Here is a 429-nt window from a genome sequence, read left to right on the forward strand (position 1 = left end):
AGGGAAAGATGGTGAATTTCAGTTATTAAATAACCACGCTCCTATCGTTGCAACTTTAGGTGAAGGAACAATCAAAATTAAAGTTCACACAAAAACTTTCGAAGATTTCGATAATCAATCTGGTAAAGTTTACAGTTCTCCATCTAATGAATCTACATTATTGTTAGATATCAAAGGAGGAACAATAGAAATGAACAATAATAAAGTAATAGTTTTAGCAAACTAATTACTTTTTTATCATAAAACTTAAAAGGAGATCAATTTTGATCTCCTTTTTTTATATTTTCTACTTAATATTCTCTTTTTTACTTCAAATTTTATTCTGTTTAAATGCTTTTTATAGATTTCGAAAGAAATATTTTTAACTTTTTGGTGTAAATATTCTTTATAAATTGATTTTGTAGATTTATTTTCTGAAAACTTATTATA

2 protein-coding genes are annotated in these 429 nt (G+C 24.2%); one reads left to right on the top strand and one right to left on the bottom strand.

All coding sequences use genetic code 11. The annotated features are described in order from the left end of the window. A partial coding sequence (locus tag QWI17_RS21595) for a hypothetical protein (RefSeq protein ID WP_302724608.1) occupies window positions 1-226 on the top strand: 226 nt, incomplete at its 5' end. Window positions 227-246: 20 nt separating this feature from the next. Here the strand turns inward: QWI17_RS21595 and QWI17_RS21600 are convergent. Next, the coding region (locus QWI17_RS21600; RefSeq protein ID WP_302724609.1) for a hypothetical protein at window positions 247-429 on the bottom strand (183 nt) is incomplete at its 5' end.

This window comes from Gilvimarinus gilvus, from assembly GCF_030518155.1.
Lineage (GTDB): Bacteria > Pseudomonadota > Gammaproteobacteria > Pseudomonadales > Cellvibrionaceae > Gilvimarinus > Gilvimarinus gilvus.